Below are 22,605 nucleotides of genomic sequence, written 5' to 3'. Positions count from 1 at the left end.
TAATATAACGGCTCTATAAAGAGTCTGATTAAAAAATGACAAAAAGCAAAAAATATACTGCTTTTTGCAGAAGCCCATAAAAACGGAATTCTAATATTTATTCTATAATAAAACAGGTGCTTTGTCAAGAAAAAGTATCTTTATATCACAAAGCAATATTGTTATTATGAATTAAGTGTGGCTATTTTGACGGCAAGCTTTGAAAAAGTGACCTAAATTTAGAAATTCAGGAAGATATTTTTGTGTATTTTGTGAAATTTGAAAAAACTTTTGTTAAATGTTTGTCAAACTATTGAAGAAACTAAAAAAATGTAATATAATAAAATCAACTCAAATATTAGGAGGAATTTTAATTATGTCAGTAAAAGTTGCAATTAACGGCTTTGGCCGTATCGGTCGTCTTGCTTTCAGACAGATGTTCGGTGCTGAAGGATACGAAGTAGTAGCTATCAACGATCTTACAAAGCCTTCAATGCTCGCATATCTTCTTAAGTATGATACAGCACAGGGTGGCTATGCAGGCAAAATCGGTGATGACGCTCACACAGTAACAGCTGATGACGAAGCTAACACAATCACAGTTGACGGTAAGACTCTTCAGATTTACAAAGAGCCAGATGCAAACAACCTTCCTTGGGGCAAGATTGGCGTAGACGTTGTTTTGGAGTGCACAGGTTTCTATACTTCAAAAGAAAAGGCTATGGCTCACATCAATGCCGGCGCTAAGAAAGTTGTTATTTCTGCTCCTGCAGGCAACGATCTTCCAACAATCGTTTACAATGTAAACAACGAAGTTCTTACAAAAGAAGACAAGATTATTTCTGCTGCTTCTTGCACAACAAACTGCCTCGCTCCAATGGCTAAGGCTCTTAACGATTACGCTCCTATCGAAAGCGGAATCATGGTAACAATCCACGCTTACACAGGCGATCAGATGATTCTTGACGGTCCACAGAGAAAGGGCAACAAGAGACGTTCAAGAGCAGGTGCTGCTAACATCGTTCCTAACTCAACAGGTGCTGCAAAGGCTATCGGTCTTGTAATTCCTGAACTCAACGGCAAGCTCATCGGTTCTGCTCAGCGTGTTCCTGTTCCGACAGGTTCAACAACAATCCTTACAGCAGTTGTTAAGAAGGCTGACGTTACAGCTGAAGCTATCAACGCTGCTATGAAGGCTGCTGCAAACGAGTCATTCGGTTACAACGAGGACGAAATCGTTTCTTCTGATGTAATCGGTATGAAGTACGGCTCACTCTTTGATGCAACTCAGACAATGGTTAACAAGGTTGGCGACGACCTTTACGAGGTTCAGGTTGTTTCTTGGTATGATAACGAAAACTCATACACAAGCCAGATGGTTAGAACAATCAAATACTTTGCTGAACTCGGTTAATTAAAATTAACTTTCAGTATATCGGAGCTGTCCGCAAGGGCAGCTCTTTTTGTTTGCTAAAATTAAGATGTAAAACCGTACATTTTCTTTTTGGCAAGGCAAATGCTACTTTACAAACTTGTTATGCTGTTTGCTGAAAATCTAACCTCTAAACAAGAAGTTGCTGCTTATGGTAATAATTTGTTCTTAACAGGTTAAAAGGATAAAATATTGTAATTACAGTGATGATTCTTACGAAAAATTTGTGTAATAATATATTAAAAACTGAGATTTTGTAAAATTTAGTGAAGTTTTATAAAAAATACACGAAAAATTAGTATAGTAATTTTTGAATTTGCTTGAAATCCACATATTTTTTTGGTATTATATAAATTAGGAATAATTTATTAATTTTAGAAATATTTTAACCGAGGAGTTGAATATATGAATTACAGCTTGAACGAGGACCGAAACGCTCAGCGACTTTTTCATGACGGCGACAGCGTACGTGCATATGATTTTTTTGGAGCACACCTCGTAAACTGGGACGGCAGGGACGGCGTTGTATTCAGAGTTTGGGCGCCAAATGCACTCAGCGTGGCTGTTGTTGGAAATTTTAATAATTGGGATAAAAATTCGCATTATATGTACAAAATCGGCGACGGCGAATGGGAATTGTTTATTGAAGGAATCAAGGAATTTGATACATATAAATATTGTATTGAGACTCCGTGGTTTGAAAAAATAATGAAGTCTGACCCATTTGCTTTTCACGCAGAGTCACGTCCCGACAATGCTTCAAAAGTATTTAACATTGATAAATATAATTGGACTGACGATGAATGGTATTCAAGGTGCAAAGAAAGTAACTCACAAAATGAGCCGATGAATATTTATGAAATTCACATCGGCTCGTGGAGAAAATACCCTGACGGCAACTTCTTTGATTATCGGAAGCTTGCTGATGAACTTGTTCCGTATCTTAAAGAGATGCACTATACACACGTTCAGCTTATGCCGATAATGGAATATCCGTATGATAAAAGCTGGGGCTACCAGGTTACGGGTTACTTTGCCGCAACCTCAAGATACGGTGCGCCTGACGGACTGATGTACTTTGTTGATAAGCTTCACAGCGAAAATATCGGAGTTTTTATGGATTGGGTTCCGTCAAACTTTCCGAAAGATTCCTATGGCCTTGCCAGATTTGACGGTACGGCTTTGTTTGAAAGCGAAGACCCTAAGGTTGGCGAACGTCCTTCGTGGGGAACCTGCCTGTTCAACTATGCAAGCAACGAAGTACTCAGCTTTTTGATTTCCTCTGCAATGTTTTGGGTTGAAAAGTTCCACTTTGACGGACTTAGAGTCGGCGCATTATCTTCTATGCTTTACCTTGACTATTGCAAGAACGATGGCGAATGGACTCCTAATAGGTACGGCGGAAAGGAAAACCTTGAAGCAATTAACTTTGTTAAAAGATTAAATACAGCTTTGCATCTGTTTAAACCTCAGGCACTTACTTTTGCCGAAGAAAACACATCATGGCCTAAGCTTACCCACCCCGTTGAAGAGGGTGGACTCGGATTTGATTACAAGTGGAATATGGGCTGGACAAATGATATGCTGCACTATATGTCGCTTGACCCGCTTTGGAGACCGTTTAATCATGACAACCTGACGTACAGTTTCTTTTATGCGTTTTCCGAGCATTTTTTGCTTCCGATTTCACATGATGAAGTGTCTTACGGAAAGGGTTCGCTCATTAATAAGATTCCCGGCGATTACGACCAAAAATTTGCGGGAGTGAGGGCTTTCTTTACATATATGTACGCTCATCCGGGCAAAAAACTTGTGTTTATGGGCAATGAAATAGGTCAGTTCGACGAATGGGATGTAAATTCAGCCATTGAATGGAATTTGCTTGACTATGAAAAACATATGAAGTTAAAGCTGTTTTTCCAAAAGCTTAACGAATTTTATGTTTCCAATAAGCCTTTTTATGAGCTTGATTCAAGCTGGAAAGGCTTTGACTGGATACATCACGATGATTATACAAACAGCGTTATCGCTTTTAAAAGAACAGACAGCAACGGCAGCGACATTATTGCCGTGTGCAATTTTCAGCCGGTCAAGCACGAAAAATATTATATCGGCGTTCCTGAAAACAAAAAATACGACGAGGTATTTTCTTCCGATTCGGAAGAGTTCGGCGGTTCGGGAATTACAAACGGCAAAAATATTGAGCCGATTGAAATGAAGATACACGGCTGCAATCAGGGCTTGAGCCTGACGCTTCCGCCAATGAGCGTTATATATTTAAAACTTGCCGAAAAAACAGATTGATTTTATTTGCGTAACCACCGAATAAATTCATATGATAATTGCTCACAGCATTACTTTTAGGTTTTAAATGTAACGTTAATGCATATAGTTTAATCGGTGTTTACTTAATTATATATAATTGGAGGTATATTAAGATGTTTCCAAAACAGGAAGTTGTGGCAATGCTTCTTGCAGGAGGTCAGGGTTCACGCCTTGGTGTTCTGACAAAAAAGCTCGCCAAACCGGCAGTGCCGTTCGGAGGAAAATATCGCATTATTGATTTTCCCCTTTCAAATTGTGTCAACTCAGGCATTGAGGCTGTTGGTATTCTTACCCAGTATCAGCCGCTTGTGCTTAATGAATACATAGGAAACGGACAACCGTGGGATTTGGACGGAATGCATTCGGGAGTAAATTGTCTTAGCCCTTATCAGGCTATTCAGGGTGCCGACTGGTATTCCGGTACGGCAAATGCAATTTATCAAAATATCAATTATATTGAGCGTTATGACCCGGAATATGTCGTTGTTTTGTCGGGCGACCATATTTATAAAATGGATTATAACAAGATGCTTGAATATCATAAAGAGAAGAATGCCGCTTGCACAATTGCGGTAATTGATGTTCCGCTTGAAGAGGCCTCACGCTTTGGTATACTTAATACCAAGGCTGACGGAGAGATTTATGAATTTGATGAGAAGCCAAAACACCCCAAGAGCACAAATGCTTCAATGGGTATTTATATTTTCAGTTGGAAAGAGCTGAAAAAATACCTGGTTGACGACGAGTCAAAAGAAGATTCAAGTCACGATTTCGGAAAAGATGTTTTGCCGGCAATGCTTAATGCAGGCGAAAGAATGTTTGCATATCCGTTTGAGGGCTACTGGAAAGACGTTGGAACAATTGACAGCCTTTGGGAAGCAAATATGGACTTGCTTGATCCAAATGTGACTCTTGACCTTAAGGACATCTATTCACGCAACCCGATGATGCCGCCGCACTATGTGTCGAGCGACGCTGTTATACAAAATTCGCTTGTTGCCGACGGCTGTAACGTTTACGGCAATATTGAGTTTTCAATACTTTTTGCAGGTGTTACAATCGGCAAAAACGCAACTGTAAATTCGTCAATAATTATGCCGGGAGCGGTTATTGAGGACGGCGCAAACGTTCAGTTTGCGATAGTTGCCGAAAATACTGTTATCGGCAAAAACGCAAAGGTCGGAGAACGTCCCGAAGAGGTTGAAGATAAAGAAAAGTGGGGAATAGCCGTTATCGGGGCAAATACCAAGATTGACGATAATGCGGTTGTCAAAGCAAAAGAAATGATTGACAGCGATACGGAGGTGTCGGCAGATGAGAAGTAATGACGTGCTCGGATTTGTTTTTGCAGATACGCTTGACTATAAAATTCCCGAACTTGCAGCATCCAGAACCACCGCAAGTGTTCCAATCGGCGGAAAGTACAGGCTGATTGATTTTGTGCTTTCAAATATGTCAAATTCCGGTGTGAATAATGTAGGAATTATCGCCAAAAGCAATTTTATGTCACTTATGGATCATGTCGGTTCGGGCAGCGCATATGATTTGTCAAAGAGAAGGAGTAATCTTACCATATTGACGCCGTATAACGGCAGAACATTTTCAAATCATGTTGAAACCATATATAATATGCACGGATATATTGAGAACAGCCGTGAAGATTATGTTTTGCTTTCACCCGGCAATGTTGTGACAAATTTTGATTATAACGGCTTGTTTGATTTTCATTCAAAGCATGATTCGGATATTACCCTGGTTTATAAAAGAGGAATTGTTCCAAACGGTTACGAGCGTCCGCTGACTATCAACGTTGAAAGCGACGGCAGGGTAAGTCAGGTGTTTTTAAAGCCCGAGAACATTGATTATGAGGTTAATCAGGTTTACGGTACGATTTTAGTAAAAAAAGATTTGTTGCTTGAGGAAATCCGACGTGCAATAAGTCTTAATCAGCTTGACGCCAAAAGACTTATTCAAAGCATTTTGGGACGATTCAGAGTATACGCATATGAAAACAAGGGCTATTGCGCCGCAATCAGTTCAATTAACGACTATTTTTCATTTAATATGGATTTGATGAAAAAGGAAGTCAGGGACGAGTTGTTTAACCAAAAACGACCTATTTATACAAAGGTAAGGGACGATGCTCCGTCAAGATACGGCCTTATGAGCAGTGTTAAAAACTCAATTATCGCACAGGGCTGTGTTATTAACGGCAAAGTTGAGAACTGTGTGATTTCAAAGGGCGTAACTGTGGACGAAGGCGCAAAGCTTTCAAACTGCATTGTTATGCAGGATACAAAAATCAGTAGAAATACCAATCTTAACTATGTTATAATAGATAAGGACGTTACTATAAAGGACGGACGAAGTCTGATGGGCTTTGAATCCTATCCTATTTATATTGCAAAAAAATCTGTTGTTTAAATCGGAGGAATTATTATGAGAATTTTATATTGTGCGTCAGAAGCCAATCCGTTTTGCGGAAGCGGCGGACTTGCAGATGTTGCGGGAAGTTTGCCGCATACACTTTGCAGAAAAGGTCAGGATTGCCGAATAGTTGTGCCGCTTTACGGTACAATTCCGCAGGATTTGAAAAACCAGATGAACTTTATTACTAATTTTACCGTGCCTGTTGCATGGCGTCATCAGTATTGCGGTTTGTTTTGGGCAAGGTGGAACGATTGCACATATTACTTTATTGATAACGAGTATTATTTTAAGCGTGCTACGCTTTACGGACATTATGATGATGCCGAGAGATTTGCGTTTTTCTCGCGCGCAATTCTTGAAATGCTGCCGTATATAGATTTCCATCCTGATATGATTCATTGCAACGACTGGCAGACAGCCCTTGTACCTGTGTATTATTATTTATTCTATTCACACAGACCTTGGTACTACAACATAAAGAGCCTTTTTACTATTCACAATATTCAGTATCAGGGCGAGTACGGTTGGGAAGTAAACACCGAGTGCGTTGGAATCCCTGCTTCCGAAACCAAAATTCTTGAGATGAACGGCAAACTTAACATGATGAAGGGCGCAATTGAAACCTCAACCCGTGTTTCAACAGTATCTCCGAGCTATGCTGCCGAAATCAAGGACCCATGGTACAGTTACGGACTTCACGATGAACTTAATCTTCGCCACTACAAACTTTGCGGAATTAAGAACGGCATTGATGTGGTAAGTTATAATCCGGAAACCGACTATCAGCTGTACCGCAACTATTCTAAGGATGATATGAGCGGCAAGGGCGAGTGCAAGCGTGCGCTTCAGGAAAGACTTTGCCTTGAACAGCGTTGGGATATTCCGATGGTTGCTATGGTTACAAGACTTGTTGCCCACAAGGGACTTGACCTTGTGAGAATGGGACTTGAAGAACTTATGGATACTGAGAATATGCAGTTTGTAATTCTCGGTTCCGGCGACAAGGAATACGAAGATTACTTCAACTATATGCAGGCTAAATACCCGGGCAGACTTTGTTTCTGTCATGGCTTTGTGCCTGAGCTTGCCCGCAAGATTTATTCGGGTGCGGATATTTTCCTTATGCCGTCAAAGCAGGAACCTTGCGGACTTTCCCAGATGATAGCTCTGCGTTACGGCACAATTCCTGTTGTGCGTGAAGTAGGCGGACTTAAAGATTCTGTTTTTGACAGTGCGGATAACTACGGAAACGGATTTACATTCAAAAATTACTATACCGCTGATATGCAGCTTGCGGTCAGACGTGCGCTTTGGGGTATCCAAGATGACGCAGGTTGGCATCAACTGATGTGGCGTGCTATGATGAGCGACAACAGCTGGGACCGCTCTGCACAGGATTATATCAACGTATATAACGATACTCTTAACTGGTCATAACAATATTTCATTTTTACTTCCTATATGAAACGGACTGTCGGAATTACTTTCGACAGCCCGTTTTGTTATTATGTTTATAAAATATATTTCTAAGTAAATTATTATACTATTTAAAGTATATATTGTATGTTTAAAGATTTTTATTTTTCCTTTTATCTAAAAAATCCTGCAAAATTATTGTTGCGGCAACCTCGTCAACAACATTTTTGCGCTTTTTTCCTCTTGTGTTGGTGGTGTTTAAAAAATTATGCGCTGTTATGGTTGTTCCGCGCTCATCCTGCATTACGGTTTCAAGTCCTGTAAGGTATTGAATTTTTTTTGCAAAATCTCTTGCATTTTGTGCGCTTTCACCCTCGCTTCCGTCCATATTCTTGGGAAGTCCCACAACAATCAGCTCCGCTTTGACTTCTTTTGCGGCTTGTGCGACCTTTTCGGGCAGTTTATTCGGTGATTTTTCAAAAATAACAGTATATGGTGACGCAAGAAATTCTGTCTTGTCGCAAACTGCAATTCCCGTTCTTGATTTTCCAAGGTCTACCGACATTATTACCATATAAAAAATCCTTTCAGTTTTATAATTACATTATAGTTCAAAACTTCTTAATATACAATATAATAATTTTTTGTGTTTACTGTTTTTCAGATATTGACTGATTTTCTACAAAAGCTTTTAAAAAGGTTTATCCATACAACGACAAAACGATTGCAAAACAGAATCTATAATATAGACATATTAACGCTGAGTGCCGACCATCCTTTAATCGGAATCGGCCCGAAAATTTAAAAGGAAGTTGAAATTATGGATAGCCTTAAAACCGTAAAGAGAACAAACAGACAAAAACAATTTGAATTTACAAAAAATGCATTATGGTATGCGGCATACTTTTTATGCGGTATTGTAATATCAAGAGGAGCGGTACTCGGTACGCTTGCCCCGTTTGGTGCTTCATTTGCCGCAGCTGCTCCGAAAAAATACCTTTTCCCGTCGCTGATTGGTACGGCGTTAGGTTATGTTTTGTTAAATCCGAGGGACAGCTTTCGTTATCTTGCCGTTATAGTGACAATCGGCGGAATAAGATGGTTGTTTGGAAGTATTGAACGTATAAGCCAAAGCCGTATTTTTGCACCGATTACGGCGTTTGTTCCCATTCTTGCAACGGGTGCGGCGTTATTGTTCGGAAGTACAAGTACACTTTCAAGTTTTGCCGATTGTGTAATAGAAGCCGTGATTGCGGCAGCGGCGGCATACTTTATCGGTGTTACGGTAAGGCTTTCTCAGGAAAAACGCAGTCTTACGGCATATACCCAACAGGAAAGCGCAAGCCTTGTTATGACCGGATGTGTACTTATTCTTGCCTTTGGCAGCATTACTTATGAAAACATATCTCTCGGCAGAATAATTGCGGTTATAATTGTGCTTTTGTGTGCAAGATACGGCGGAGTAAACGGAGGTACCGTGAGCGGAGTTTCAACCGGTGCAATTTTCAGCATCGCAAGCAGAACGCAGGGATTTGTCTGCGGAGGTTTCGCCTTTGGCGGATTGATGGCAGGATTGTTTGCACCCATAGGAAAATTTGGCTGTGCAATTTCATTTGTTATAGCAAATTCCGTAATGAGTCTGGCATTTGGCGGAAACACCTCGCTTGCTTCTGTATTTATAGAAAGTTTAATCGGTTCCGTTGTATTTATGCTGCTGCCAAAGGAAGTAGGCAACATAATTTCTCCGGTGTTTTCAAATGAAAAGAACGCTTCATTAGGGGAGGCTTTGCGAAAAAATGTTGTAATGCGGCTAGGGTTTGTTTCAAAAGCGATTTTTAATGTTAAGAATGATGTAAACCAAGTATCTGACAGGTTAAAAGAGCTCTATTCACCCACCTTTGACTGGGTTTGTGAAAATGTGGCAAAAGACGTTTGTGCAGGCTGTGGCTTGAGAACCTACTGCTATGAGCACGAGAAAAATATTACCAAAGATGATTTTTTCAGACTTGAGAACGTACTTTCGGCAAACGGCAGGCTTACGGAAAATGATGTGGGACAGCTTTTTGTGAAGAACTGTTGCAAAAAAGGCGAAATTGCAGACAGCATGAACAAGAACTACCGCGAGTATCTTTCTGCACTTGAGGCTCAGCAGCGTGTTGCCGAAGTTAGGGGTGTGGTTGCGGGACAATTTTCGGGAATAAGCGACATTCTTAATGACTTGTCACAGGAATTTAAGTATTCTATGAGGTGCGACAGTGATTGTGCAGATCGAATAACGGCTGCGCTTGAAGAACTTGGAATAAGTGTAATCGAATGTGTGTGCCTTGTATGCGAAAACGGTAGAATGAATGTTGAAATTAATGTTAAGGCGGACGGAAAAATTGCAAAAAGCACTGTAATGCGTGAGGTGTCCAAATGCTGCGGACGAAGATTTGACCTGCCAACGGTAGTAAACGAGGGCAACCGCACTAGGCTTGCAATGTGTGAAATGCCCGTGTATGATGTTGAAATCGGTTCGGACCAGCACATTGCAAACAACGGCAAGCTGTGCGGAGACTGCCTTGACTACTTTAACGACGGATTTGGCAACACCTATACTTTGGTTTGTGACGGTATGGGTACGGGCGGCCGTGCGGCTGTGGACGGCAATATGGCTGTTTCCATAATGGGAAGGCTTTTGCGTTCTGGTTTAACTCCCGACAGTTCTTTGCAGATAGTAAATTCCGCACTGATGATAAAAAGTGAAGATGAATCTTTGTCAACCGTTGACGTTGCAGGTATAGATTTGTTTTCGGGAAAACTGACTTTGAAAAAAGCAGGTGCGCCCACTACGTATATAAAACGGGGCACAAGGATAATAAAAAGAGAGATGCCCTCGCTTCCGGCAGGAATACTGAGCGGCATAAAATTTTCAACCGAAACTGTTAATCTTTCAACGGGAGATGTAGTTGTTATGGTGTCAGACGGTGTGATAACAGGTGATGACAAATGGCTTGAAAGGCTGATAAAGTCCTGGAACGAGGGAAGCACACAGGATTTGGCTCAGGCTGTTGTTGATGAAGCTATGAAGCGCAGAAACGGTGAGAGGGAAGATGATATGACAGCAGTTGCAATCAGACTCACCGAAAATGAATAAAAATCCCCTTAGCGGCTATGCCGTTAAGGGGAGCTTTGACTGAAAATATTTTATTTTTCGTTATATAACTTTCGTGCAAGTTTAAATATATTTTCCGCTGAATTTGGAATTGAAAGTTTTTCGCAGTTCTTTTTCATTTCTTCAAGCTTTTCGGGAGAATTAAGCAGGTCGAAAATTTGTTCCGAACCGTGTTCGGGATTTAGCTTGATTGCCGCATTCTGTGATATAAGGAAATCGGCATTGTCACGTTCTTGCCCGGGGAAAGCGCTGTAAATGGCAAGGGGAAGACGACATGCCAAACTTTCGGTAACCGTAAGTCCTCCCGGTTTTGTGACAATCAAATCCGAAATATGCATATAATCTTCAACATTGTCAACAAAATATAAAAGCTTTGTGTTGCTGAGCGAACCGAGCCTTTCTTCGAGCCTTTGAAGATGGTCATACAGACGCTTATTTCGTCCGGTTATTACAATGAACTGGGCGTTTGTTTGAGCTTTTGCAAGCTGTGTATAAAATTTGGCAACACTGTTTACACCGAATGAGCCTGCCATAAGCAGGATAGTATGTAGATTCGGGTCAAGACCTTCACGCCGACAGACTTCTTCTTTTGAAAGTACCGGGTGTGAAAACTTGTCAAAAACAGGTATGCCGTAAGGATATATGCGTGATTTGTCAATTCCGTAGTCAGACTCAAGCTTTTTTGCCATATACGGCTCGGCAACAACATATGCGTCAATGTTAGGTACAAAGTAAGTTCTGTGAGAATCATAATCGGTTATAAGACCGATTGCCTTTACGTTTGTTTTGCCCTCCGCACGCAGCTTTGAAATCATAGTTGTGACAAACGGATGACATATTATAATAACATCTGGGGAGTATTTTTGAATTGTTTTAAGGAGTTTATTTGACATCATAGTGTTTGATTTCATAACACCTTTGAACATCAAAGTTTTTCTGTCGGTGATTTTATAGCATTTTCCGTAAAATTTCGGGACTTTGGTAGCCATAAAATGATATCCGCCGCAGACGGTTTTGTTGTAGGCTTTTCCAATGCTTTCAAGTGCGTCAACAACATTGACGGTAGTTGCCGGACTGATGGTTCTGATTTTATCTTCAATTGCAGCAGCGGCACGTTTATGACCGCCGCCGGTAGAAGCAGTAAATATTAGAATATTCATCGGGAATTAAACTTCCTTTCAATCGGTTATATTATTATACTAATATTGGAATAATATTTCAATGGTTATTTTTGTATTATTGTTGGAAAACCTTGGGCAATTCTGAGCGGGAGGGGTATATTACTTTTTATGATGCGGATAAAATATGCAAAAAAATTTTTCTGGTTAATTTATTTTATTTTAATTTACCACTTTATTTTTAGAAAGATTTATAGTAGAATATAAAATAATATAGAAAATAGGTTTATTGTATACTTTTGAATATAAAATGCATTTTCGGTTAAGAGGTGGGTATTTTGAAAAACGGTTATCATGATGATATTATATATGTCAAAGATGATGATATGGTAGATATTTCAAGCGGTAAGGCTAAAAAGAACACGCCTTTACAAGATCATATTGCCGCAAAAAACAAAAAGAATAAAAGAATAGCTGCAATAACATCCACTACGCTTGCCGTCATAGTTATTATTGCCGGTATTGTGGGATTTTGCGTTATGCAGGTAAAAACAGGGGAAGGACAGACAGGCGAAACCCAGGTTAAGGAGTTTGAATTCGGAGACAATGTGTATGTTTCGGGTATTTCGCTTGCTGGCAAAAATATGAAACAGGCTAAGGCGCTTCTTCAGCTTAGCGAAAAGAGTTTTGTTAATCCCAAAAACATTAATATAGATATTGACGGAGAAAATACTGCGCTTACCCAAGACGATTTTACATATACTTTTAATATAGATGAAATTCTTGAAAAAGCAAAAAGCGATTCCCTTAACAAAGAAAGCAAGTCAACGGATTCTACCGAGAAAATGACTTATGAGGTTACTGCAACCGTTGATGCTGATTCTGTAAAAGCACGTGCCAATGAAATTGCAGACAGCAATCAAAAAAAGGCGACAAACGCTTATGTTTCAAAGTTTCACCCATATTCAGACGATCGTTTTGAATATACCGAGGCTGTTCAGGGGCTTAAGATTGACTCCGATGACCTTAACAATCAGCTGAGCGGTGCTTTGAGCGGCAAAGGCAGCGAATACAGAATTGTTGCAAAGACCGAATCAATCGACGCCGACATAACGGTGGCAGACATCAAGAAAAATGTTGTAAAGCTTGCAACATATGAAACGCACTCGACCAATACTGCAAACGGAACTTCAAATATGAAGGTTTCGCTTGAAGCCTGCAACGGATCTGTTATTGACCCGGGTGATACATGGTCATTTAACGCCTGCACGGGTGACTCCAATTTGGAGTCAAACGGATATAAGTCGGCTCACGTAATTTCCGAGGGAAAGTTGGTTGACGGTATCGGCGGCGGAATCTGTCAGTCAAGCTCTACTATATATAATGCCGCAATCAGAGCAAATATGGAGGTTGAAGAAAGATATTGTCACAAATGGGCTTCCTCTTATGTTCCGACAGGACTTGACGCAACAATTGATTATCCAAACCTTGATTTGAAGCTGTCAAATCCTACCGACTATCAGATGTTTATGGAATGTAAGGTAGTGGATTCAACGCTTTCCGTTTCTATTTGGGGATATAAGTCAAGTTCATACGACACAATCAAGACTGAAAACAAGCTTACCGACCAAGGCAGCTCAAGCTATTCGGTTAAGGCTTGGAGAGTATATTATAAAGACGGTCAGGAAGTTGACCGTGAGTCTCTCGGTTCATCAACTTATGATAACGAGTACGGCGTAGTATTTATTGACGCAGCCAATGATTCCGGTGCAAAAACCGAGGACAGTTCTTCGCACAGCAGCAGTTCAGATAACAGAAGCTCTAACGATACAAATTATAATTCTTCGTCAAGCTCGGAATCAAATTCCGAAAATTCCTCGTCATCTTCATCGTCATCCTCATCAAAGCCTGATAGTGAATCATCATCAGAATCCGAGCCGGACGAGCCGTCACACACAGGCTAATCTGAATAAAAAATTAATAAATAAAACGTTCCCTTTCGCAGATAATATTAGCGAAAGGGAGTTTTTTATGATTAAAAGAATTGGTGCAAGAACTATCGGTTTTGAAGAAATGCCAACAATTATAGGTTACGCTTCCGTTGCCGGGAAAAAGGAAAGCGAGGGACCTTTGGGCGATTGTTTTGACAAATTAATTTTTGACAGCTATGACGGATTGGACACCTATGAACAGGCAGAAAGTCAGTTCCAAACCGAGGCGGTTTCTCTGGCTCTTGAAAAAAGCGGGGTAACGGCAGACGAGGTTGATTATATTTTTGCCGGGGATTTGTTAAACCAATGCGTTGGTTCAAGTTTCGGACTTCTTGATTTTAATATTCCGTATCTCGGTCAATACGGTGCGTGCTCAACAATGGCTCAGGGGTTGATTATGGCTTCTGTGTTTGTTGAAAGCGGGGCAGCTAATATTGCAATGTGCGTTACTTCATCTCACTTTTGCTCTGCGGAACGTCAGTATCGTTTTCCTCTTGAATACGGCGGAGTGCGTACTCCTACTGCTCAGTGGACAGTAACCGGTGCGGGAAGCTGTGTGCTTAGGAATGACAAAAAGGGACCGTGTGTTGCAAAGGCTACTGTTGGCAGAATAGTAGATTTGGGTGTTAAAGATGCGAATAATATGGGTGCCGCCATGGCACCTGCCGCTGCACAGACATTAAAGGATTATTTTGTTGATACTCACACATCGCCGGATGACTATGACCTGATTTTAACAGGCGACTTGGGAGAGGTCGGAAGTCTCTCGCTGTATGATTTGCTTTCGATAGACGGTTACGATATTAAAGAAAAACACAACGACTGCGGACTTATGATTTTTGACAGAAAAAAACAGGATGTTCACGCAGGCGGTTCGGGATGTGGATGCGCAGGCTCTGTTTTCTGCTCAAAAATATTAAACGAAGTAAAAAGCGGAACTTTGAACAACATCCTCTTTATGGCAACCGGTGCACTTATGAGCCCAACCACAAGCTGGCAGGGAAGCAGTATACCGTCAATTGCACATTTGTTGAACATCAGATTTCGTTAAATTTAACAAATATTAACATTTTGCAAAAAACTCTGTTCAAATCTAATCCCGTGTGATATAATTAAATTAATATTGAATAAAAAGTTTTTTTTATATATTTACGGGAGTAATGTTTATGTTTGGCAGAATTAAGAACATTGACAACAGGGTTCTTGAGAAAATTGGCAAAATCCATAAACCTGTACTCAATAAAATAATGATAGTAGCTTCACGCTCGGCAAATATAGGATTTATATGGTGGATGGTCTGTATACCGTTCCTTGTTCACCCAGATTGGCGGCTTACCGGACTTAACTTTGTTTTAGCGCTTGCAATAGCTCACCTTATGGGAGAAATTATTATAAAGCATATTGTCAAGCGAGTGCGACCGTGCCACAACCTTGGCGATGACGAACAGCTTATCGATCGTCCAAGGTTTTATTCATTTCCGTCAGGTCACACAACCGCTTCGTTTGCGGTTGTCGGTGTTGCTCTTTTGAGATGCAGGCTTATAACGTTTTTGCCTATTTTAGTACTTGCAATATTAATCGGATTTTCAAGAATATACTTAAGGGTACATTATCTTACAGATGTAATTGCAGGAATGATTTTGGGTCTTTGTTGCGGAATAGGTTCGGTATTTTTAATGAGTGCCCTTGTTTCGGCATAATAAACAGTAAATTTAACAGTTTTATTGGATTATAACCTCTCTGAATTTCAGGGAGGTTTTGCTTTTTTTATACTTGGCTTGATTATGCATAGTATAAAATTCCCGCTTTGGGCAATAATTTAATCATAGATTATTGCTTGGGGGTTTTGTTGTGCAGAACGGAAAAGTAGAAATCTGCGGAGTAAATACTTCTCAGTTAAAGTTGTTAAAAGAAAGCGAAAAGCGTGAACTGCTTAATATAATCAAGACAGGCAGTGAAAAGGAGAAAAAAATAGCCCGTGATAAAATGATAAACGGCAACCTCAGGCTTGTGTTGTCGGTTATTCAGAGATTTACCAACAGAGGAGAAAACCCGGACGACCTGTTTCAGGTTGGAGTAATAGGGCTTATAAAAGCGATTGACAATTTTGATCCGGGACTTGACGTTAGGTTTTCTACCTATGGCGTACCGATGATAATAGGTGAAATTCGTCGGTATCTGCGTGATAACAATTCCGTCAGGGTTTCGCGCTCAATGCGTGATACGGCATATCGCGCAATGCAGATAAAGGAACAGTTGACCGTAAAGAATAACCGAGAACCGACAGTTGAGGAAATTGCAAAAATTATGGAAGTGCCGAAAGAGACGGTTGTTCTTGCGCTAGAAGCGATTGTGGAACCTGTTTCGCTTTATGAGCCTGTTTTTTCGGACGGAAACGATACTATCTATGTTATGGACCAAATCGGCGATAAGAACGACGACTCCACATGGCTTGAAGAAATTGCAGTCAAGGAGGCAATTACAAATCTTTCTGATCGAGAAAAGAAGATTCTTTCACTCAGGTTTTTTAGAGGCAAGACACAAATGGAAGTTGCAAATGAAATAGGAATTTCCCAGGCACAGGTCAGCAGGATAGAAAAGGGAGCTTTGAGTACAATAAAGAAGAACATTTGATATTTATGCATATATATTGTATATAATACTATATTTTTATAATATAAAATGAAGCGTGCAATGGCTTTTTAGCTTTTGCACGTTTTGTTATGTCAAATTTAGGTGTTTATTTATGCAAGGTAATTATGCATAAAAAGACTTGGCAATTATTGGTGAGTATGCCGTTTTTAAAATTTTTTACAAAATTTGTGGAAAATATCTTTTATATGTGTTAAGATTGAAACGTACGGAAAAAATTTTTCATATTTCGTGCATATTTTTAGAAGTTTTGAAAGGAGAAAAACACATGAAGAAGAATGGAGTCTTAAGATGTGTGAGTGTGTTTTTAACACTGTGCACACTACTGACTTGCGTTTCCTTCGCGTTTTCAACAGCAGGTGCAGCTGAAATAACTGATGATAACGCAGTTTCGCTGTCATCTACCGCAGCCGGTTCGGTCGTTGAGGAGGATGGCTTTACATGGGATAATGCAACAGTATATTTCCTTCTTACAGACCGTTTCAGAAACGGAAACACTTCAAACGACCACTCATACGGCAGAGCTACTGACGCAAACGGAAATCCTCTTTCAGGATGGGATACAAATCCCGGTACATTCCACGGCGGTGACTTTGCAGGTGTAACAAAGTCAATAGAGGAAGGTTACTTTGATAACCTCGGCGTAAATGCTTTGTGGATTTCGGCTCCTTATGAGCAGATTCACGGATATTGCGATTCCGGTAAGGGATTTGCACACTATTCATACCATGGTTACTATGTTCTTGACTATACCGAAACAGATAAAAACTTCGGTACTGCCGAGGAATTTCAAACTCTTGTTGATACTGCACACAAGCACGGCATCAGAGTTATCATGGATATAGTTATGAACCACTCAGGTTATAACACCGTAAAGGATATGGAAGAGTATAACTTTGGTACATTGCTTAGCGGCGCTTCAGACTTTAAGTATAAGCTCAACGGTGTAAGCGAAGTAAACAGCCACATTGACTTTAAGTCATCAGCTGCCGATTGGGGCAGATGGTGGGGAAATGACTGGATCCGCAGCGGACTTCCGGGTTATTCGGAAGATTCAGACGGAAGCGACTTTACACGGTCACTTGAAGGTCTTCCAGACTTTAGAACTGAGCAGACAAAATCAGTTTCAATTCCACAGCTCTTAAAGACAAAGTGGACAAAAGAGGGTACATATAATCAGAAAGTATCTAAGTACGGCAACTCAAACACAGTTACAGGTTACCTTTCAACATGGCTTGCTGAATGGGTAAAAAATTACGGTGTTGACGGTTTCCGTTGTGATACTGCAAAGCACGTTGAAAAGTCATCTTGGAATAAACTTAAAACTGCTTGTGTATCAGCTCTTAAAACATGGAGACAGAACAATCCTAACAAGCCGGGTGCTAACTGGAAGGAAGACTTCTGGATGACAGGTGAAGCTTGGGAGCACGGCGTAGGTTATGACGCATATTATTCAGAGGGCGGATTCGACTCTATGATTAACTTCTCAACCTGCGGTGCCGGCGGATTGGGCAGTTCAAAGATTGCTGACGTATATCAGGGATATGCTGACAGCATTAACACAAAAGAGGGCTTTAATGCACTTTCATTTATCTCTTCACACGACGAGACACTTGCTCGCGGAGATGAAAAGACAATGATTTACAACGGTTCTGCATTCCTTCTTCTTCCGGGCGGAGTACAGATTTACTACGGTGATGAGTCAAACCGTCCGTTGTACTCAGGCGTTGCATTCGACGGATACGGCGGTTCAGGTCACTCACTCAGAAGCGATATGAACTGGGACAGCCTTGATGAAAATGTTCTTGAGCATTGGCAGAAGGTTGGCACTTTCCGTAAAAACCACGTTTCAGTCGGTGCCGGCGCAAACTCCAAGCTTTCTGCAACAAACGGCGTAGCATTTGGCAGAACATACAACAAGAACGGCGTAAAAGATAAGGTTGCAGGCGTTATCGGATGCAGCTCAAATAAGAGCGTTACAGTTGACGTTTCTTCACTTTGGTCAGACGGCCAGTTCCTTGTAAACGCATATGACCAGTCTTCAGCACAGGTTAGCGGCGGCAAGGTAACATTCAACAGCGGTGCAAACGGTACAATCCTTATTCAGGAGCCTGACGGCAGACCGCTTATGTCAGTACAGGGCGAATCGAAATTTGCAGGTACTCAGACTCTTACAGTTTCACTCAAAGAGTGCGAAACAGCAAAATGCTCAATCGACGGCGGCAACAAGTTTATTGTTAAAGACGGCGACAAGATTACAATCGGTGACACAGCTTACGAAGGCGATACAATTAAAGTTACTTTCGAAGCAACAAATGACAGAGGAACTTCACAGTCAAGCTTCAGCTTCCAAAAGGTTGCTCAGGGTGACGTTGAAGATCCTACAACACCAACAACTCCTCCTGAAAAAGCAGTGCTTACAGTTAAGACTTGGAATGGTTCCGCACCGTATGCATATGTATGGACAGGCGAAAGCACAGCTCTTTGCGGAGCTTGGCCGGGAACAAAACTTACATCTAAGGATGCAGACGGCAACTATTATATCGAACTTGACACAACAGAATCATATAGTGTTGTTCTTAACAACGGCAGCGGCGCACAGAGCAAGAACTTGACCAACTTAAACGGCAAGACTACTCTTGAAGTAACAGACGGTTCTTATCAGAATGTAAAGACTATTTCAACAGGTTCCGGAGATCCTTCAGAACCAACGGATGAGAGCGTTACAATTCGCCTCAAGCCTTATGGCAACACAGTTCCGTATTTATATGTATGGGATGATACAGACACTGCACTCCTTGGAGCTTGGCCGGGAACAAAGCCAACAGAAAAGGACGAAAACGGCAATTATATTGTTACAATTCCGAATAAGAAATCAGTAAATGTAATTGCTAACATCGGAAGCAATGCAGGACAAACTGCTGATATCACTGATGTATCAGGCGATGTAACAATTGAAATTACAGACGCAGGTTGCACCACATATAAGCTTACAAGGAACGAACAGCCGTTAAGCGGCATGGCACTTCTCAGAAAAGAAGCAAGAGAAGTTAAAATTATGTCATCCAACGATTATACAGCAGCAAGCTGGAGTAATGTAAGCTCACTTATGACTTCTGTTGACGCACTTATTGCACAGGGTGACGAAGCAGACGAGCAGGCTATTGAAGATGCTATCGCTAAACTTCAATCTGCAAAAGCAGGTCTTAAGCTTGCTACACCAACACTTTCTTATGCAGTTGTTGGTCAGAGCACAATCAAAGGATATGTTGCTCCGGGTGCAGCTGTAACAGTTACAATCGGTTCTAACACTTATAAGGCAGATGCTGACGATGTTACAGGTGAATACCAGGTAACAACAACAGCTTTGACCTCATCTACTACAATTAAGGTTGAGGCAGTAAGAAACAATATTTCTTCTGCAGCATATTCATACAATATGTCAAAGGGCAACATAACAAGCGGCGATCGTCCGACTCAGCCTACCACACCGCAGCCTACTTCACCACAGCCAACTTCAACTCAGCCTACTTCACCACAGCCAACTTCAACTCAGCCGTCAACTGACGCTACAAGACCTACACAGGGTTCTGAGGGAGTTACTGTAAATGCTACATCAAACTTCTTCCCTGCTTCAATACAGAAGTTCGATGCAGCTACAAACACAGTTACCGTAACCTACTATCTCAAATCTACAAAGGGCTTGCTTAACAGCCAGTGGAAACTTACATATGATCCTAATGTTTTAAGCTTCAATGAAGAGAAGAACAGCAATGTTAAGTTCTTGATGCCTAACGCAAGCGGAACATATGCAAATCTCAATCCAACTGATGAAGACGGTAATGTTATCAGCGGTGCAATTTACGGTAATAATGTAAACTATACTCTTGACAGCCTCACATCAGCAAGCGGCAAGGAAGTTGCATTTGTTACTGCAACATTTGATGTAATCGGTTCAGGTGATACATCAGTAAATCTTGATGTTGAATATCTCACAATTTCAAATTCAGCAAATGAAGATGAAATTATTGTTGACAACAGCACAATCTGCGGTCATGAGACAGCAGTTGATGCAAAGACAAGCGTATACAAGGGATTGTATAATGAAAGCGAAGAATTGACTGTTACTGCAAAGTCAAACTTCTTCCCAACATATACTCAGACATTTGACAAAGATACAGATACTATTACAGTTACATACTATATCAAGTCTGATAAGAGTATGGAAAATAACCAGTGGGTACTCACATATGATCCAAGCATACTCAAGTATAACGAGTCTAAGAATCAGAACGTTTCAAACTTTATGCCTTGCGTAACTAACGGCGGACACGCAAATGTTCCGTCAGAAGGAACAATCAAGGGCAACAGCACATCGCTGACACTTAACAAGCTTAAGTCATCAAACGGTGACAAGGTTGGATTTGTTTCTGTAACATTTGATGTTGTCGGAAAGGGCGATACATCAGTTAACCTTAGCGTTGATTATCTGACAATCGGAAACCTTGACAGCAAGACTCATATGATTGACCAGTCTTCAGAAGAAGCTGTTATCAGAAACGGTAAGATTTGTGATTATACAACTGCTATTGATACAAGCACTTTGATTTACGAAGGCGGTTACAGCGGCATTGAATATGTTTACGGTGACGTTAACCTTGACGGTAAGATTGATATTACCGATGCTACAAGTATCCAGAAGTATATCGCAGATATGAATAAGTTTACAGGACTTCAGGAGAAACTTGCAGATGTTGATGGCGATGGAAAGGTTACTGTTATTGACGCAACACTTATAAGTATGTATCTTTCTTCAGGTAAAAACACAGGACGTGTTGGCGAAGACTTCAAGTAATGTGTTTTAATTCCTGAAAATTTAATCAATTGTTTAACGGCGGCTGCTTTTTGCAGCCGCCGTTGTTTTGTGTTCCGATTTGATTATATATCGTTGTGTATTGGTAATTTTCAGAATTTATTTTATTTATATACAGATATACGTCTATACGCCGAAAACTAAAATCTTATTTTAATTAATTTGAATAAACTGAAATTCCGTCAAAAACGCTCTGCTTTTGATAGAAAAATCATAAATATACTTTTTACCATATTATTCGATTACAGAAAATATATATTGTGATAATTTTAATATCGTACGTTGAAACAAACAATAATTTGGAAATTAAATATCTCGAAGATTGTAAATTTTTAAGACTTGTTTTGGAAATACACAAGCTGTATAATAATAATAGGCTTAGGACTGTAAAAAGCCAAAAATATTTTAGGAGGAGATTTTAGAATGAAAACAACTTCATTCAAAAAGCTGACAGCTTTGCTTGTAGCCGTAGTTATGGTATTCAGCATGTGCGTTACAGGCGTAAGCGTATCAGCTGCAACAGATAGCAGTACAACAACTGTTTATCTTAAGCCCAATGCAAATTGGACACAGGCAAACGCTCGTTTCGCTGCTTATTTGTGGAACGACAACGGTAACACTTGGGTAGATGCTACCGACACTGATGGAGACGGTTACTATGAAGTAGCAGTTCCTTCAGGTTACAACAAGGTAATCTTCACAAGAATGAACCCAGCAACAAAAGAAAACAACTGGGATACAAAGTGGAATCAGACATCTGACCTTTCAATTCCAACAGACGGCAAAAACCTCTACACAATTGCTGAGGGTGCTTGGGATGAAGGCAATGGTGAATGGAGCACATACAATCAGTCAACATCAACTTCACAGGTTGAGACAACAGCAGCTCCTGCAACAGAGGCTACAACAGTAGCTCCAACAACAGCTCCTGCAAACACAACATATCTCCAGGTTAATGCAAACTGGGCTCAGGCAAATGCTCGCTTTGCAGCTTACCTCTGGAATGACAACGGCAATACATGGGTTAGCGCTACAAAGTATGCTGACAACGTATATGCAGTAGTAGTTCCTGACGGATATACAAACATCATCTTCACAAGAACGAACCCTGCAACAACAGAGAACAACTGGTCAGACGTTTGGAACCAGACAGCAGACCTTAAGGTTGAACTCGGCAAGGTTTATGTAATGGCAGAAGGCGCTTGGGACAAGGGCAACGGCGAGTGGAAAAACTT

Annotated in this window: 14 protein-coding genes; 12 read left to right on the top strand and 2 right to left on the bottom strand. The window is 40.6% G+C overall.

All coding sequences use genetic code 11. The annotated features are described in order from the left end of the window. The first annotated feature begins 355 nt into the window (after positions 1–355). The 5 genes from gap (at position 356) to BLP46_RS07685 (ending at position 7,603) form a co-directional block, all read left to right on the top strand. Positions 356–1,393, top strand: coding sequence for a type I glyceraldehyde-3-phosphate dehydrogenase (gene gap / locus BLP46_RS07705; protein WP_092977873.1), 1,038 nt, complete (start codon positions 356–358; stop codon positions 1,391–1,393). Between the two features lie 423 nt (positions 1,394–1,816). After that, positions 1,817–3,715 (top strand): 1,4-alpha-glucan branching protein GlgB, encoded by a 1,899-nt coding sequence (glgB, locus tag BLP46_RS07700; protein ID WP_092977871.1) that lies wholly within the window; start codon positions 1,817–1,819, stop codon positions 3,713–3,715. 134 nt (positions 3,716–3,849) lie between these two features. After that, a complete protein-coding gene (locus BLP46_RS07695) occupies positions 3,850–5,061 on the top strand; it encodes a glucose-1-phosphate adenylyltransferase (protein WP_092977869.1) in 1,212 nt (403 codons plus the stop codon). Beyond that, positions 5,051–6,160: a glucose-1-phosphate adenylyltransferase subunit GlgD gene (glgD, locus tag BLP46_RS07690; RefSeq protein ID WP_092977867.1), complete on the top strand. Its 1,110-nt coding sequence runs from the start codon at positions 5,051–5,053 to the stop codon at positions 6,158–6,160. The genes BLP46_RS07695 and glgD overlap by 11 nt, the downstream gene beginning before the upstream one ends. A gap of 15 nt (positions 6,161–6,175) precedes the next feature. Next, positions 6,176–7,603, top strand: a complete 1,428-nt coding sequence (locus BLP46_RS07685; RefSeq protein ID WP_092977865.1) for a glycogen synthase — start codon at positions 6,176–6,178, stop codon at positions 7,601–7,603. A 130-nt stretch (positions 7,604–7,733) separates the two neighbouring features. Here BLP46_RS07685 and ruvX read toward each other — a convergent pair whose 3' ends face one another. Then, positions 7,734–8,156 carry a Holliday junction resolvase RuvX gene (gene ruvX, locus BLP46_RS07680; protein ID WP_092977863.1) on the bottom strand — a complete coding sequence of 141 codons (423 nt, stop codon included), beginning with the start codon at positions 8,154–8,156 and terminating at the stop codon, positions 7,734–7,736. Positions 8,157–8,402: 246 nt separating this feature from the next. On the opposite strand from ruvX, the gene BLP46_RS07675 reads away from it, so the two are divergent. Then, positions 8,403–10,718, top strand: a complete 2,316-nt coding sequence (locus tag BLP46_RS07675) for a SpoIIE family protein phosphatase (RefSeq protein WP_092977861.1) — start codon at positions 8,403–8,405, stop codon at positions 10,716–10,718. 50 nt (positions 10,719–10,768) lie between these two features. On the opposite strand, the gene BLP46_RS07670 is transcribed toward BLP46_RS07675, so the two are convergent. Further along, the gene (locus BLP46_RS07670; protein WP_092977859.1) at positions 10,769–11,896 is read right to left on the bottom strand and encodes an MGDG synthase family glycosyltransferase; all 1,128 of its coding nucleotides are present in this window, start codon (positions 11,894–11,896) and stop codon (positions 10,769–10,771) included. Positions 11,897–12,192: 296 nt separating this feature from the next. On the opposite strand from BLP46_RS07670, the gene BLP46_RS07665 reads away from it, so the two are divergent. The 6 genes from BLP46_RS07665 to BLP46_RS07640 form a co-directional block, all read left to right on the top strand. Next, positions 12,193–13,818, top strand: a complete 1,626-nt coding sequence (locus BLP46_RS07665; RefSeq protein WP_092977857.1) for a VanW family protein — start codon at positions 12,193–12,195, stop codon at positions 13,816–13,818. 67 nt (positions 13,819–13,885) lie between these two features. Next, positions 13,886–14,896 (top strand): stage V sporulation protein AD, encoded by a 1,011-nt coding sequence (gene spoVAD / locus BLP46_RS07660; RefSeq protein ID WP_092977855.1) that lies wholly within the window; start codon positions 13,886–13,888, stop codon positions 14,894–14,896. 115 nt (positions 14,897–15,011) lie between these two features. After that, positions 15,012–15,545 carry a phosphatase PAP2 family protein gene (locus BLP46_RS07655; RefSeq protein ID WP_167669217.1) on the top strand — a complete coding sequence of 178 codons (534 nt, stop codon included), beginning with the start codon at positions 15,012–15,014 and terminating at the stop codon, positions 15,543–15,545. 151 nt (positions 15,546–15,696) lie between these two features. Continuing rightward, positions 15,697–16,479 (top strand): RNA polymerase sporulation sigma factor SigG, encoded by a 783-nt coding sequence (gene sigG, locus BLP46_RS07650; RefSeq protein WP_092977851.1) that lies wholly within the window; start codon positions 15,697–15,699, stop codon positions 16,477–16,479. 286 nt (positions 16,480–16,765) lie between these two features. Next, positions 16,766–21,352 (top strand): alpha-amylase family glycosyl hydrolase, encoded by a 4,587-nt coding sequence (locus tag BLP46_RS07645; protein WP_143000469.1) that lies wholly within the window; start codon positions 16,766–16,768, stop codon positions 21,350–21,352. Between the two features lie 441 nt (positions 21,353–21,793). After that, on the top strand, positions 21,794–22,605 hold an 812-nt coding region (locus tag BLP46_RS07640), incomplete at its 3' end, for a hypothetical protein (protein WP_143000468.1).

The organism is Ruminococcus sp. YE282 (assembly GCA_900101355.1).
In the GTDB taxonomy this organism is placed as follows: domain Bacteria; phylum Bacillota; class Clostridia; order Oscillospirales; family Acutalibacteraceae; genus Ruminococcoides; species Ruminococcoides bromii_A.
The sequence above is the reverse complement of the archived record's forward strand: the minus strand, read 5'-3'. Positions and strand labels throughout refer to the sequence as shown.